General features: G+C 62.6%; 10 protein-coding genes. 5 read left to right on the top strand and 5 right to left on the bottom strand.

Annotated features, from left to right (window positions below; genetic code table 11):
• The first annotated feature begins 60 nt into the window (after positions 1 to 60).
• The 5 genes from PQQ95_RS23160 (at position 61) to PQQ95_RS23140 (ending at position 6,637) form a co-directional block, all read left to right on the top strand.
• Positions 61 to 534, top strand: coding sequence for a MaoC family dehydratase (locus PQQ95_RS23160; protein ID WP_408441362.1), 474 nt, complete (start codon positions 61 to 63; stop codon positions 532 to 534).
• Positions 535 to 574: 40 nt separating this feature from the next.
• Entirely contained in the window at positions 575 to 1,780 is a 1,206-nt protein-coding gene (locus tag PQQ95_RS23155) for an acetyl-CoA C-acyltransferase (RefSeq protein WP_408441117.1), read from the top strand.
• A 70-nt stretch (positions 1,781 to 1,850) separates the two neighbouring features.
• Complete coding sequence (locus PQQ95_RS23150; RefSeq protein ID WP_408441115.1) at positions 1,851 to 2,909, top strand: sialidase; 1,059 nt, start codon at positions 1,851 to 1,853, stop codon at positions 2,907 to 2,909.
• 97 nt (positions 2,910 to 3,006) lie between these two features.
• Positions 3,007 to 5,439 carry an efflux RND transporter permease subunit gene (locus PQQ95_RS23145; RefSeq protein ID WP_408441112.1) on the top strand — a complete coding sequence of 811 codons (2,433 nt, stop codon included), beginning with the start codon at positions 3,007 to 3,009 and terminating at the stop codon, positions 5,437 to 5,439.
• 118 nt (positions 5,440 to 5,557) lie between these two features.
• On the top strand, positions 5,558 to 6,637 hold the full coding sequence (locus PQQ95_RS23140) for a 3-ketosteroid-9-alpha-monooxygenase, oxygenase component (protein WP_408441110.1): 1,080 nt from the start codon (positions 5,558 to 5,560) through the stop codon (positions 6,635 to 6,637).
• A gap of 801 nt (positions 6,638 to 7,438) precedes the next feature.
• On the opposite strand, the gene dmpG is transcribed toward PQQ95_RS23140, so the two are convergent.
• The 5 genes from dmpG to PQQ95_RS23115 all read right to left on the bottom strand — a co-directional run bounded on the left by dmpG (position 7,439) and on the right by PQQ95_RS23115 (position 13,350).
• Complete coding sequence (gene dmpG / locus PQQ95_RS23135) at positions 7,439 to 8,470, bottom strand: 4-hydroxy-2-oxovalerate aldolase (RefSeq protein WP_408441108.1); 1,032 nt, start codon at positions 8,468 to 8,470, stop codon at positions 7,439 to 7,441.
• Between the two features lie 10 nt (positions 8,471 to 8,480).
• Complete coding sequence (locus PQQ95_RS23130; RefSeq protein WP_408441105.1) at positions 8,481 to 9,380, bottom strand: acetaldehyde dehydrogenase (acetylating); 900 nt, start codon at positions 9,378 to 9,380, stop codon at positions 8,481 to 8,483.
• Between the two features lie 34 nt (positions 9,381 to 9,414).
• On the bottom strand, positions 9,415 to 10,197 hold the full coding sequence (gene dmpE / locus PQQ95_RS23125) for a 2-oxopent-4-enoate hydratase (RefSeq protein WP_408441103.1): 783 nt from the start codon (positions 10,195 to 10,197) through the stop codon (positions 9,415 to 9,417).
• An 84-nt stretch (positions 10,198 to 10,281) separates the two neighbouring features.
• On the bottom strand, positions 10,282 to 11,673 hold the full coding sequence (locus PQQ95_RS23120; protein WP_408441100.1) for a DUF1329 domain-containing protein: 1,392 nt from the start codon (positions 11,671 to 11,673) through the stop codon (positions 10,282 to 10,284).
• Positions 11,674 to 11,760: 87 nt separating this feature from the next.
• Complete coding sequence (locus PQQ95_RS23115; protein ID WP_408441097.1) at positions 11,761 to 13,350, bottom strand: DUF1302 domain-containing protein; 1,590 nt, start codon at positions 13,348 to 13,350, stop codon at positions 11,761 to 11,763.
• Positions 13,351 to 13,443: the final 93 nt, after the last annotated feature.

Here is a 13,443-nt window from a genome sequence, read left to right as displayed (position 1 = left end):
AGAGTGCGGGCTGAAGTTGACGACGTCGGCAGCACCGGCGGAATCGGCAGAATCAGCGATATGGGCGATCACAGCCAGCCTGCTCGCATATTCGCCCATCCTGACGCACTGACAGCCGCAGTGGGCGAAGCGCTCGGAAGCAGCGCATGGCTGCAGATCGATCAACCGCGCGTCGATCTGTTCGCCGACGCGACACTCGATCACCAGTGGATTCACGTCGATGCTGAACGCGCCGGACATGGTCCGTTTGGCGGTTGCATCGCGCATGGCTTTCTCACGCTCTCGCTCGTCAACTTTTTCCTGCCGCAGATCGTGCGTGTCGACGGCGCGCGGCTCGGCGTCAACTACGGCTGCGACAAGATCCGTTTCCCCGCGCCGGTGCGCGTCGGCGCCCGGATTCGCGGCGTCGGCCAGTTGCTGCGCGCCGAGGCGATCGAAGGCGGCGTGCAGGCCTGGATTCGCGTGACCGTGGAAATCGAAGGCGAGACTAAACCCGGTTGTGTGGCCGACACCATCAGCCGCTATTACCTGTAGAACCCCGAAGAAATCTGTAGAACCCGTAGAGGAATAGTTCATGAACGAAGCGGTCATCGTCTCGGTTGCACGCACGCCGATCGGCAAAGCGTATCGCGGCGTGTTCAACGACACCGAAGCGCCCGCACTCGGTGGCCACGTCGTGCGAGCGGCGGTCGAGCGCGCGCAACTCGCGCCTGCCGATATCGACGACGTGCTGATGGGCTGCGCTGCGCAGCAGGGCACCCAGGGCTACAACATCGGCCGGCTCTCGGCGGCCGCAGCGGGTTTGCCTGCTTCGGTGCCGGGCATGGCGATGGACCGGATGTGCTCGTCGGGCTTGATGACGATCGCGACGGCGGCGCAAAACATTCTGTGCGGCGACGCGCGGATCGTGGTGGCGGGCGGTGTGGAGTCGATCACGCTGACGCAGAACAAGCACAAGAATACGTATCGAGCGCGTTCTGACGCTGTGCTCGCGCATCAGCCGGCGGCGTACATGGCGATGATCGAGACGGCGGAAATCGTCTCGCGCCGCTACGGCATTTCGCGGCAGGCGCAGGACGAATACGCGTTGACGAGCCAGCAGCGCACGGCCGCGGCGCAGGCGGCGGGCCGCTTCGACGAAGAGATTGTGCCTTTCGATGCGCAACGTGCGCTGTTCGACAAGGAAGGCAAGCCGGTTGGCCACGAAAGCGTGCGAGCCACGCGTGACGAATGCAATCGCGCCGACACGAGCGCGGCGAGTCTGGCCGCGCTGAAACCGGTGTGGAGCGGCGGCGAAGCGGTCACGCAGGGCGAGTTCATCACGGCCGGCAATGCGTCGCAACTGTCGGACGGCGCGGCGGCGGTCGTCGTGATGAGCGCCGCCGACGCCAGGCAGCGCGGTTTGAAGCCGCTCGGCATCTACCGGGGCATGGCCGTGGCGGGCTGCGAGGCCGACGAAATGGGTATCGGCCCGGCGCTCGCGGTGCCGAAACTGCTGGCGCGTCATCGGCTGACGGTGAACGACATCGGCTTGTGGGAGATGAACGAGGCGTTCGCGTGTCAGGTCATTTACTGCCGCGATCAACTACATATTCCGGCCGATCGTCTGAACGTGAATGGCGGTGCGATCTCGGTCGGTCATCCGTTCGGGATGTCTGGCACCCGCATGACGATGCACGGCTTACTCGAAGCACGGCGGCGCGGCGTGCGCTATGTGGTCGTGACGATGTGCGTCGGCGGCGGGATGGGCGCCGCCGCACTCTTCGAAACAGCGGCGTAGACCGCGGTCGGAGCTTTGCATGGGACTCTGGTTGGCACTAGCGCCAACCAGGGTCGACAGGAGACAAAAAATGAAATCGACACTCCCTGGTTTGCTGCTCTCGGCGGCTGTGCTGGGCGCGGCGCTGTTTGCGTTTTCGCCCCGCCCGGTGCCGGCTTTCGCGGCGACCGCTATTCAGGCCGATCGCCTGCAGATCAACGGGCTGGCCAAAGCCGGCACGCGGCTCGTCGCGGTGGGTGAGCGCGGCGTGATTCTCCTCAGCGACGATGCGGGCGCATCCTGGCGGCGCGCCGCGATGGCGTCCGACGAGGCATCGGCACTCACTCAGGTGTTCTTCATCTCGCCGCGCATCGGTATCGCGGTGGGGCATGACGGCTGGATCGTACGCACCGTCGACGGCGGTGCGCACTGGCGTGAAGTGCGTTTCGATCGCACACATTCGGACCCGTTGCTCTCCGTGTGGGGCAATGCAAGCGGACTGGTATTCGCCAGCGGCAGCTTCGGCCAATTGTTCGTCTCGCATGACGCCGGCGCCACCTGGGTTCAGCAGAAAACACCGGCGGACGACCGTCATCTGAATGCAGTTGCCGGCGATGCAAGCGGCCGTTTGATGATCGCCGGCGAGACCGGCACGCTGCTGCGCTCGACCGACAACGGTGCGAGCTGGGAGAAGCGGCCCGTGCCCTACCAGGGCTCGCTATTCGGCGTGCTGAAGCTCGCTGACGGCGACTGGCTCGCGTACGGCATGCGCGGCAACGTGCTGCGCAGCACCGACCAGGGCGATACGTGGACGCACATCGATAGCGGCATCGGCACCTCGTACTTCGGCGCGGCGCAACTTGCCGACGGTGAACTTGTGCTGGTCGGCCAGGGCGGCGCGATCGTCACCTCGCGCGATAACGGACAGAGCTTCGCGGTACGCAAGGTGGGCGGCGTGCAGAGCCTCGCGGCTGTGGTCGACGCCGGGCGTGGCGAACTGGCGCTGGGCGGGGAAGCGGGCATCGCGTTGCTGCCGGTGCTGCCTGTGGTGCGGGCGCCGCTTGTGCCACCGTCCGTGCCGCCGTCCGTGTCGCAACGCGCGCCATCGTCTGTATCACCGCCGGTGCTGCGCAGCGCGTCGTTGTCCTGAACTCGCGGCTTTCCTCGCCGAACTTTCATAGCGCGCTCGCCGGCCACTGATTCGCCACGCCCGCCGCGCTTCCCGTTGCCTTGCCGTGAGACGCATCATGAACGCATCGTTCCGTCCTTCTTCGTCCCGTCTTTCGCGTTTTGTCGAGCTGTGCGCCGACGCCATCATGCGGCACCGGCGCATCCTGTTGACGCTGTGTCTCGCGTTGACGGTCGCGCTGGGGTGTTCCGCGACGCGCCTGCGGCTCGATCCCGGGTTCAACAAGATGATCCCGATGCAGCACCCGTATATGCAGGTGTTCAACCGCTATGCGAGCGCCTTTCCGGGCGCGAATACGATCCTCGTGAGTCTGCGCTGGAAGGGCTACGGGGACATCTATAACCAGGCCTTCATGGACGACCTGCGTCACGCGACCGATGACGTGTTCTTCATTCCCGGCGTGAATCGCTCGCGTGTGTTCTCGCTGTTTACGCCGAACGTGCGTTATACCGAGGTCACCGAAGCGGGCTTTCGCGGCGACGTGGTCGTGCCCGGCCAGTTCAGCAGCGCGAATCCCGACGACCTCGCCAAAGTGCGCCGCAACGTGGCGCGCTCCGGCCAGATCGGCAGACTGGTCGGCAACGACCTGCACTCCGCGCTGATCCGCGCGGAATTACGCGAGACCGATCCCGCCACCGGCAAGCATCTGGATTACGGCGCGGTGGCGCGGCAGCTCGAGCAGATCCGCGCGCGCTATTCGAACCAGGATGTCGAGGTCGACATCATCGGCTTTGCGAAACTCGTGGGGGACGTCGAGGCGGGGATCAGTGGCGTGATCGGCTTTTTCGCGCTCGCGTTTCTGATTACCGCGGCGCTGCTGTTCGCGTATACGCGCTCGGCGAAGACCACGGTACTCGCGCTGTTCGTCGCGTTGCTGCCGGTGGTGTGGTTGCTCGGTGCGTTGCCGATTCTCGGCCTCGGCATCGATCCGATGTCGATTCTCGTCCCGTTTCTGATCTTCTCGATCGGCGTCTCGCATGCCGTGCAGATGACGAATGCGTGGAAGCAGGCGCTGGTGGCCGGCATGTCCTCCACCGACGCGGCACGCGACGCGTTTCGCAAGCTGTTCGTGCCGGGCACGGTCGCGTTGTTGACGAATGCGCTCGGTTTCATGGTGATCATGCGCATCCAGATCGAGATCGTGCGTGAGCTGGGTGTCACGGCCTGCCTCGGCGTGCTGTTGATGATCGTCACCAACAAGGTGTTTCTGCCGATCCTGCTGTCGTACACGCGACTGGAAGCGGGCACCCTGGCGCGTGCGCAAAGCCGCGCGGCGCAAGGCGGCAGCCGCCTGTGGACGCGCTTCGCGATGTTTGCACGGCCCGCGCCGGCGCTCGGCGTGTTCGTCGTCGCGCTGCTGTTGCTGGCGTTCGGCGCGCAGGCGTCGCGCAATCTGCAGATTGGCGACATTGGCGCCGGTGCGCCCGAGTTGCGCAGCACCTCGCGCTACAACCTCGACAACGCCCGGATCACGAGCCAGTACAACATCGGCGTGGACGCGCTCGCAGTGATCGTCGAGACGACTGGTTTCGACGATGCCTGTCTGCACTATCCGGTGATGAGCGCGATCGAGCGCTTCGAGATGGAGATGCGCGGGGTGGCGGGTGTGCAGTCGGTAGTGAGCGTACCGTCGCTCGCGAAGATTTCGATTGCCGCTTTCAACGAAGGCAATCCGCGCTGGGGTGCATTGCCGCGTTCGAGCGATGGCCTCACGCAGGGCGCAAGCGCGTTCGATCCCGACAACGGCATGAACACCGAGAACTGCCAGGCGATTCAGGTGTTGATCTACACCACGGATCACGAAGGCAAGACGATCGCGCATATCGTCGATGAAATCAAACGGCTGGCGGCGGAAGATCACACGCCGAATATCGCGTTCCGGCTGGCGGGCGGCAACGTCGGTGTGATGGCGGCGACCAACGAAGCGGTCGGCGACGCCGAAGTGGCGATGCTCCTGTCGATTTTCGGTGCGATCGCGTTGTTGTGCTTCGTGACGTTCCGTTCGTGGCGTGCGGTGTTGTGCATCGTGGTGCCGCTGACGGTGGTGTCGATTTTGTGCAATGCGGTGATGGCGTGGCTCGGCATCGGCCTGAAGGTCGCCACGTTGCCGGTGATTACGCTGGGCGTTGGAGTGGGGGTCGATTACGGCATCTATCTGTACGAACGGCTGCAGCACGAGGTCCGCGGAGGCGCCACGTTGCCCGACGCGTTCGCGGCCGCGATGCGTCAGCGTGGCACCGCCGCGTTGTTCACGGCGGTGACGATGTTCATCGGCGTGGGGACGTGGGCGTTTTCCGCGCTCAAGTTCCAGGTGGATATGGGCGTGCTGCTTGCCTTCATGTTCCTCGTCAATCTGTTCGGCGCGGTGTTCCTGTTGCCGGCGCTCGCTGCATGGCTCGGCGTGGAGCGGGCGGAGCGGCGTGTGGGCGCCCGTAACGTTGCGCCAAAGGTAGAACGGGTAGCTGAAGTCCCTAGTCCGTCGGGACGATGAAAGCGACGTGCGCCACGTCTATCGTCAGGCGTGAGCGCGAAGGTCTGCGCGCTTAGAAAGAACACAGATGACGGCGGCTATCCGGAAGCGCCGTCTTTTCCATTGGAGGAGATAAGAGATGTCCGCACGTCCCTACAGAATTGAAGCGCAGCCGCTGGTGCAGCGATATGCACGCGGCTGGCATTGTCTTGGTCTTGCCAGCGAATACAAGGATGGCAAGCCGCACACGCTGAACATTTTCGGCCAGCGCCTTGCTGCGTTCATGGATTCGCAGGGCCGCGTGAACGTGGTGGACGGTTTTTGCCCGCATATGGGCGGCGATCTGAGCACGGGCCGCGTGGACGGCGACACGCTGGTGTGTCCGTTTCACGGCTGGCAGTGGGACGGCGAGGGCAACTGTCAGTCGATTCCCTACTGCAAGCGGATTCCGCCGAAGGCCAAAATCGGCACGTGGCAGACGTGCGAGCAGAACCAGTTGCTGTTTATCTGGCACGATCCCGAGGGCAATCCGCCGTCTGACGACGTGGCCATTCCCCGTATCGATGCGTGTTTCTCCGACGAATGGTCGGACTGGGTGGTCGACTTGATGGTGATCGGCACCAACTGCCGCGAACTGGTCGACAACATTTCGGACATGGCGCACTTCGGGACCGTGCATGGCGCACCGGTCGATTACTTTGCGAATCTGTTTGAAGGACATAAGGCCACGCAACTGCTGGTTGGCCGCAGTGAACGCCTCGGCGACGACGAGCTGATCGCGCTGTCCACTTACTTTGGGCCGGCTTATCACATCACCGAGATGACGGGGCAGAGCGGCGGCCATCCGATTCATTCGATTCTGCTGAACTGTCACGTACCGATCGACATGAACAGTTTCGAGTTGCGTTACGGCGTGATGGTGAAGAAGGTGCCGGGCTTGTCGGAAGAGCAGAACATGGAGATTGCGCGTGCGTATTCGAAGCAGGCGCAGGCCGCGTTTTATGAAGACGTGGCGATCTGGGACAGCAAGACGCGCATCGACAATCCGCTGTTGTGCGAGGGCGATGGACCGCTGTATCAGATGCGCGACTGGTATTCGCAGTTTTACCTTGATGTGGCGGATGTGAGGCCGTCGAGCACGGCGAGGAAGGTGGTGGAGATCAAGGTGCGTGAGGGTGGGGTGCCGCCGCCGTTGCGGCACGTGTTTGAGGGGGATTGAGGGGGCGGGGGATGGGTGTGGTGCCTTTAGGCTGCTGATTAACGCCCCCATGTTTTTTTGGAGCGTGGGGGTTTGGTTTTCAGGCGGGGCGCCTAGCTGCACAGTAGTTTGTGCGTTTCCTGCGGCGCTCTTTGGGTTTTTCTTGATCTTGGTTTTTGGCCTTTCCTTGAATTGTTAGTGGTTTATTAGCGTTCGCCCCTGTGCGGGGCAGGCACCTACTTTTCTTTGCCTGCTGCAAAGAAAAGTAGGCAAAAGAAAGCAGCTCACACCGCTAGCTTTTAAGCGGGTCCCCCGCACAGCTACGGTAGTGGTGCATCTGGAATCCGTGTTCTCGCACATTTAGCGTGAGTGACAAAGCCGTCATACTTCCGGCGGCGCTGCGCGCGCCGAAATGTACTTCATAAAACCGACCGCCGTGGTTTCGCGAGAGTGAATGCGGTGTACGTCGCCGAGGCGAAGCCGACGGCCCCCGCAGACTGAACCGAAGCCATTGGTTTCCTTGGCGGACCAGTCCGCGACGCACGTAGTGCGGAGTGGGTGCTGATGAGCCCTTTGTCGTTAACGCTGAATGTGCGAGAGCACTGATTCCAGATGCACCACTACCGTAGCTGTGCGGGGGACCCGCTTAAGAGTTAGCGGTGTGAGCTGCTTTCTTTTGCCTACTTTTCTTTGCAGCAGGCAAAGAAAAGTAGGTGCCTGCCCCGCACAGGGGCGACGCTAATAGACCAATAAGAAAACAAGGAAAGGCCAACCCCGCAAAGCCCCCCAGAAAAGGAGCCCCGCACAGGCAAAAAAAACCGACTAAACCAATAACCCGCGAGCCCTAGCAAGCGTAATAGCCGTATCCTCAATCATATCCTCCTGCCCCCCCACAAGCCGCTGCCGCCCCATCTCAACGAGAATATCCCTTGCCGGAACCCGATACTTCGCTTCAGCCCGCTTGGCAAACAGCAAAAACGACGAATAAACCCCCGCATACCCAAGCGTCAACGCATCGCGATCAATCCGGATCGGCGCATCCATAATCGGCAAGACAAGATCCTCGGCAACATCCGAAATCCCGAACACATCAACGCCAGTCTGAATCCCCATCCGCTCGCACACCGCGATAAAAACTTCCATCGGCGTATTCCCGGCGCCAGCCCCAAGACCTGCCGCGGCGGCATCGATACGATTCGCCCCCGCAGCAATAGCCGCAATCGAATTGGCCACTCCCATCGCCAGATTGTGATGCCCGTGAAAACCGAGTTCGGTCTCCGGCTTCAGCGCCGCACGCACCTGCCCGATCCGGGCTGTCACGTCGTCCGGCAGCATGTATCCCGCCGAATCCGTAATGTAGATACAGTTGGCGCCGTACGATTCCATGAGTTTCGCCTGCTTGACGAGCTGCTCGGCCGGCGACATATGCGCCATCATCAGAAAGCCGACCGTATCCATTTCCAGCTTGCGGGCAAGGCCAATGTGCTGCTCGGACACATCGGCTTCCGTGCAATGTGTCGCGATACGAATCGTATGCACGCCAAGCCCATGCGCAAGCCGCAAGTGATCGACCGTGCCGATGCCAGGCAGCAATAGCGCTGATACCTTGGCCTGTTTCACTTCCGCAATCACGGCACTCAGATACGCTTCGTCCGTATGCGCCGGAAAACCATAGTTGACCGATGCGCCACCCAGGCCGTCGCCGTGAGTGACTTCGATCAACGGCACGCCGGCAGCGTCGAGTCCGCGTGCAATCGAGCACATCTGGTCGAGTGAAATCTGGTGGCGCTTGGGGTGCATGCCGTCACGCAACGTCATGTCGTGCACGGTAATACGGGTTCCTGCTAAAGACATAGTCGGCTCCTCACGCGGTGGCAGGCGATGCGGCAAGCATCTGTTGGGCAAACAGCTCGGCGGTGCGCGCGGCGGCTGCGGTCATGATGTCGAGATTGCCGGCGTATTTCGGCAAATAATCGCCGAGGCCTTCGACTTCCATAAATACGGACACACGGCGGCCATCGAACACCGGGCCGTTTTTTAACGTGTATCCCGGTACGTATTGGCGTACTTCGTCGATCATCGCGTGTACGGAGGCCGTAATCGCTTCGACGTCGGGATCGGTTTCGGTCAGGCAATGGATCGTGTCGCGCATGATCAAGGGCGGCTCGGCGGGATTGATCACGATGATCGCCTTCCCCTCCGCTGCGCCGCCGACCTGTTCGATCGCCTGCGCCGTGGTGCGGGTGAACTCGTCGATGTTCTTACGGGTGCCGGGGCCAACCGAGCGCGACGACACGGTTGCGACGATCTCGCCATACACCACGCGCTGCACGCGCGATACGGCATACACCATCGGAATGGTGGCCTGGCCGCCGCACGTGACCATGTTGACGTTCATGGCCTGCTGGTCGATCTGCGCGGCAAGGTTGACCGGCGGCACGCAGAACGGGCCGATCGCGGCGGGCGTCAGGTCGATGACGCGCACGCCGCGCGCGGTCAGCTTGTCGGAGTGCTCACGGTGCACGTATGCGGACGTGGCGTCGAAGGCGATGCGGATATCGTCGGCGGCCAGATGGGGCAGCAGGCCGTCGATACCGTCAGCGGTCGTCTTCAGTCCCATTTCGCGGGCACGTGCGAGGCCGTCGGAGTCCGGGTCGACGCCGACCATCCAGACGGGTTCGAGCACCGCGCTGCGGCGCAGTTTGTACAGCAGATCGGTGCCGATATTGCCGGGCCCGATCAACGCGCATTTGATCTTGCTCATTCGATGCATCCTCAAGGAAAAGACGGTCAAACGGTCAGACGAAGCGCACGGAACAACTGCCGATGCCTTCAATCCGCATGTGCAACTGGTCGCCGCAAGCGACGGGAATCAACGCGGCCAGCGAACCCGACAGCACGACTTCTCCGGCGAGCAGCGGTACGCCGAGTTCGCCCAGCGTGTTCGCAAGCCATGCCACTGCGTCGGCCGGGTGACCGAGGGCGGCCGCGCCGATTCCTTCGGCCGCGCGCGTGCCGTTCTTGTCGAGCGTCATGCGGCAAGCGGCGAGATCGAGCGCGTGGGGTGCGACGCGTTCGTCGCCAAGCACATAGACGCCGCATGACGCGTTATCGGCCACCGTGTCGCCGATGCGGATCGCCCAATCGCGAATGCGCGAATCGACGATCTCGAAGCACGCGCCGACGGCTTCGGTGGCGGCAAGCACCGCGTCTCGCGTGACACCCGGACCGCGCAAATCGTCTTTCAGATAGAACGCGATTTCGCCTTCCGCACGCGGCGCGATCAGCTTCGCGAGCGGGATGTCCTCGCCGGCCACGTAGTGCATACCGGAAAGCAGCACGCCAAAATCGGGCTGGCGTACGTCGAGCATGTCCTGTACGGCCTGGCTCGTCACGCCGATCTTCTTGCCGACAATGGTTTCACCGGATTCGATGCGGCGCGCGACGAAATGCTGCTGCACGCGGTAAGCGTCGGCAAGCGACAAACCGCCGGCGCGCGCCGAGAACGGTGCAATCGGCGCGCGTTCGCGCCATGCCTGGTAAAGCTCGTCGCCGAGTGTGGTGTGAAGTGTCGAAGTCATGGCGACCACAATAAGAAAGAAAAAAGCGCCGGGGCGGACGCTCAATCCGTCCCCGGCTGTGGCTTCAATAGAGGCGCTACGAAATCAGTTGCCCGCGCCGCGAATCGCATCCGGCGAGAAGTACGCTTCGGTCAATTGCGAACCCCGTGTCAGTACCGGCATGGGTTCCTGATTCGCCAGACGGTCCGCGTAATAGGCGCCCGAGATCAGGTCGTGATAGAACACGGCGGTCGAGTAGAACGATTTGGCGTCGTACGCATAGAGTGTCGGGGCGAGGTTGGTGCGCCACAGTGTGCCGCGGGCGTCATAGTTGTCGGCGGCGACTGCGTTCCATGTATCCTCATCGAGATACAGCACCCGTTTCGCGTATTGATGGCGGTAGCCGGACTTGAGCGTGGCTTGCAACACCCACACGCGATGCAGTTCGAAGCGCATGTACTGCGTGTTCTCATGACCCTTGGTCAGCAGATCGGTGTATTTGATCGACGGGTCCATCAGCTTGTAGTTGTCGTACGGCACATATACTTCACGCTTGCCGACGATCTTCCAGTCGTAACGTTCGCCCGAACCATTGAAGAGGCGGTCGTCGTCGACGGTACGAAAGCCGCCGGGACCTTCGGGCTGGTCGAAGCCGAACTCGGGTGCCTGACGGACACGTCGCGTGCCCGGGTTATAGGACCACGTGCGGCGCGTGTCGGAGCCTTCCTGATCCCACATCTCGTAGCCGGTGATGATCGTGCCGCGATCCGACAGCGGCAGCATGGTGGTCTGGCGGAAGAAACTCTTCGCGTTCAGCGCGTTCTTCGGATCGAAATGGTCGGCGCTGCGCGGTCCGTAAATCGCGTATTGCACCTTGCCCCACGCGATATTGCCGTCGGGGTAGACCACGGCCTGGTCGTAGGTGGCTGTTTCGCCTTCGACCGCGGAGGCGAAGCGCAGATTCCACATTGCCTCGACACCGTTCTTCGGCACCGGGAACGGCGTGACCGGCGGGAAATCCTTCAGGCCGTTCTGATCTTTCGTCATCGTGGTGGTGGGCGCGTACAGACGGATGTCCTTGTACACGGCATCGCCATAGCTGAAATCACGGTGGCTCGGATAGACCGGAATCTTGAAGCTGTCGGGATATTTCTTGAGCAGCGCTTTTTCGCCGTCGGTGAGACGCGCTTCGTATTGCTGCATATTCTGCGCGGTGATCACGAACAGGGGCTTCTCGTTCGCATACGGATCGGGGAAGCGCTGGCCCGGCTTGTAGTCGACGCCCGGCGGCGTGCCGAACCATTTGCCGCCCCACGCGGGGATCGTGCCGTCGGCGTTGCCCGCGCGCTCGGCGCCCATCGGCGTGAGCGGGCCTTCGAGTTTGGCGAGATCTTCCGCGCTGGTTTTGGCAAACGATGGGGCACCCACTGCGACAGCGAACGCGGCGCCTGCCGCGAGCACGCAGACGCGCAATGCGGGATTGAAAATTCGACTCATGACCAAATCCTCTTGCAGTAAAAAGACGGCGGATTCAAAGGGTGATGCACGCTGCAAAGCGCCTGAAACCCAGGGCGCTTTGCAGCATCAGAACGAGTAAGTCGCGGTGGCGAGCACGTAGTCGCGATCGGCGAGCGGGCGATTGTTCGGGTCCGGTGTGCCGAGGAATTTCGCGTAAACGATGCCGAGTTTCAGGTTGCTCAGGCGCGTGAAGTTCACGCCGACCGTTACACGGTGATCGCCCACGCCGGTGAGCGAACCGAGTGCGCCGTTGAGCGCGGACTGGCCGGTGAAGTCGTCGGCGTAGGTGATCGGCACGTCGACGTCCCAGCCGTTGAAGACGTTCTTGTAGCTGAGCGTCCACGCCACTTCGAAGGCGGCGGAATTGCGCGTGTTGGTGAGGGTCGTCGAACCCATGATCGGCGTGAGGTTGCCGGCGTGCACATACGAGACTTCACCCACCAGCGTTTGCGAGGCGGCAAGGAAGGTCGGTCCGATCGAGTAGATCGCCGAGAGATTCGACTGCCAGACGTCGCCGCGTGTCGCCTGAGCCCCCGTGGGGGTGTTCACGAGCACCGCGGCGCCTTGCCGGTACGACGTTTCGCCCGCGACGTTCACGCCGTTCAGATCGGTCGAGAAGCTGAGGCCGGTGAGCTTGATGTGGTCGAAGTACTTTTCCTGGTACTGCAGTGTCGGGAAGTACGTCGTCACGACACTCGGGTTCATGTCGTTGTAATGCAGGTAGTACGCACCGATCTCGGTGTCGCCGAAGACGCGCCAGCGCGCGCCGAGACCCCACTGGTCGTCGCCGTTCGGCCGGATGTCGTTGCCGCGCGGAATCTGCATGCCGCCCGGGCCGATGATGTATTGCGCGCCGGGGCCGACGACGTCCGAGTAGCTCCAGTAGGCGCCGGGCGGCACCAGCCTGTTCGGCTCGAACGCGAACTGGTAGTAGCCGAGCAGGCTGAAGTTCGGCGCAAGTTGCCATTGCGTCGAAATCTGCGGCACCGGCAGCAGGATGTCTTTGACCTCCGCACCGGCCACATACGACGCGGTGGCATTGGCCGGCCCCTGGGCGCCCGCGATGTTCGGAAAGAACACGCTCTCGCCCCATGCGACGACCTGATCGCCGACTTTCACGTTCAGACTCGTGTTGCCCAGATGGATGGTGTCGTACGCGTAGGCCGCGAGCAACTGCGGGTATCCGCCGGCAAAGTAGCTCGCGTCGCTGGTGAACTGGTTGTACGCGCCGCTATGGTTGACGGTGAAGGGCGCGTTGTTGCTGTTCGGATGCTGATAGGCCTGATCGTAGAACACGTTGGCGCGCACGAAGACACCCCAGTCGTCGTGCTTGAGGTTCACTTCGCCGAGCAGGCTCACCTGATTCTCGATCAGCTTGTTCTTCGCGAAGTTGCGGTCGCCGTCGTCGCCGTTGATGTTTTCCGGCGTGAGCAGATTGCCGCTCGGCGAACGCGTGCGCATGCCGAGGCCGTAGCCGAGCGTGAAGGTGTAATCGAGCGTGGTGTCCGCACCGAGGTTGACGGTGTCGCCCGCGTAAGCCGGGGTGGCGAAGGTCGTCATCGTCGCGGCCGACGCTGCCGCCAGCACGGCGAGTCTGCATGCCGTGCACACCGCGCGCAGCGCCGGTGCGCGCTCTTGTGTTCCGTTGATCTGCATCCTGTCTCCTCTGTGGTCACGTCTGAAATTTGTTGTGATCAGAGGTTAGGGGGCGCGTGCGGCGTGAGAATCGTCAAAACGGACTAGTCGCTT

It is taken from the genome of Paraburkholderia caffeinilytica (assembly GCF_046030355.1).
In the GTDB taxonomy this organism is placed as follows: domain Bacteria; phylum Pseudomonadota; class Gammaproteobacteria; order Burkholderiales; family Burkholderiaceae; genus Paraburkholderia; species Paraburkholderia caffeinilytica_B.
The sequence above is the reverse complement of the archived record's forward strand: the minus strand, read 5'-3'. Positions and strand labels throughout refer to the sequence as shown.

What these genes read in the sequence shown, in the direction of transcription:
- PQQ95_RS23115 (WP_408441097.1), bottom strand. Translation starts at nt 13,350, where the DNA reads ATGCAGATCAACGGAACACAAGAGCGCGCACCGGCGCTGCGCGCGGTG.
- PQQ95_RS23160 (WP_408441362.1), top strand. Translation starts at nt 61, where the DNA reads ATGGGCGATCACAGCCAGCCTGCTCGCATATTCGCCCATCCTGACGCA.
- PQQ95_RS23155 (WP_408441117.1), top strand. Translation starts at nt 575, where the DNA reads ATGAACGAAGCGGTCATCGTCTCGGTTGCACGCACGCCGATCGGCAAA.
- PQQ95_RS23145 (WP_408441112.1), top strand. Translation starts at nt 3,007, where the DNA reads ATGAACGCATCGTTCCGTCCTTCTTCGTCCCGTCTTTCGCGTTTTGTC.
- PQQ95_RS23120 (WP_408441100.1), bottom strand. Translation starts at nt 11,673, where the DNA reads ATGAGTCGAATTTTCAATCCCGCATTGCGCGTCTGCGTGCTCGCGGCA.
- dmpG (WP_408441108.1), bottom strand. Translation starts at nt 8,470, where the DNA reads ATGTCTTTAGCAGGAACCCGTATTACCGTGCACGACATGACGTTGCGT.
- PQQ95_RS23130 (WP_408441105.1), bottom strand. Translation starts at nt 9,380, where the DNA reads ATGAGCAAGATCAAATGCGCGTTGATCGGGCCCGGCAATATCGGCACC.
- dmpE (WP_408441103.1), bottom strand. Translation starts at nt 10,197, where the DNA reads ATGACTTCGACACTTCACACCACACTCGGCGACGAGCTTTACCAGGCA.
- PQQ95_RS23150 (WP_408441115.1), top strand. Translation starts at nt 1,851, where the DNA reads ATGAAATCGACACTCCCTGGTTTGCTGCTCTCGGCGGCTGTGCTGGGC.
- PQQ95_RS23140 (WP_408441110.1), top strand. Translation starts at nt 5,558, where the DNA reads ATGTCCGCACGTCCCTACAGAATTGAAGCGCAGCCGCTGGTGCAGCGA.